Annotated in this window: 1 protein-coding gene; it reads right to left on the reverse strand. The window is 29.9% G+C overall.

What is annotated here, in order from left to right; all coding sequences use genetic code 11:
- Positions 1 to 134 precede the first annotated feature (134 nt).
- Positions 135 to 766, reverse strand: a 632-nt coding sequence (locus tag ETC00_RS19395) for a hypothetical protein (protein ID WP_171567692.1), incomplete at its 5' end; no start/stop codon positions are given.

The raw sequence follows: 766 nt of genomic DNA on the forward strand, positions 1-766 counted from the left end.
CCTTAGTACTATATCTACCTTTAGGATAAAAAATTCTACCCTTTTTTACCTATTCTTCAGTCAGTCCAAAATAAACAAGGGTTACATTTTTATTATTAGTAGGTAAATTGAAAATATTTAAGATAGACTCTTTTTTACTCCACAACATTTATTTTATTAAAAATTTGCTGAACTTTTCTATCAACTTTCTCTTTATCATAGTTTTTCAACAGTCCTTTTGCGACAAAGTAGAAATCTTTATGTTTAGCAAAGTCGTAAGGTTTTACTAAACTGCTATGTCTGTTAAAGTAAGTCTTTCCAGAAGATCTAAGAATAGTGTCTACAAACTGACTACAAAAGTACGCGTCTTCTCTCTCGCTTTCCATACCTAACGTGTGTTTAATTAGTCCTGTAAAATTATACTTTAATTCATCTTTTCTAATTAAAAAATAATGTAGCTTCTCTTTCATTAAGTCCAATTCCTTTTTTGTAACAAAAGTCACGTAAATGGAGTATGAAGCAGTATCTTTAACATCTTCAAATAAACCCGCATTAATATCTTCCTTAACGAAAGTTCCAATTAGAGGGTTGTTTTTAAACTTTCTACCAAAACTATACATGTTTCTCAGACTTGAATCGAAAGAAATACTTGCATGGCTGTAAGGATTACCTGTAAAATTTTTTATAATATTGGATAAAACTGTTCCTGTATGTGTTAGAACAACAAATACAGGGTAAATTCTTTTCCCATCACCTCCGTTACTAGACCCTTCTCTTAAATAAAAAA

Source organism: Brevibacillus sp. MCWH (assembly GCF_013096935.1).
Classification (GTDB): Bacteria; Bacillota; Bacilli; order Brevibacillales; family Brevibacillaceae; genus Brevibacillus; species Brevibacillus aydinogluensis.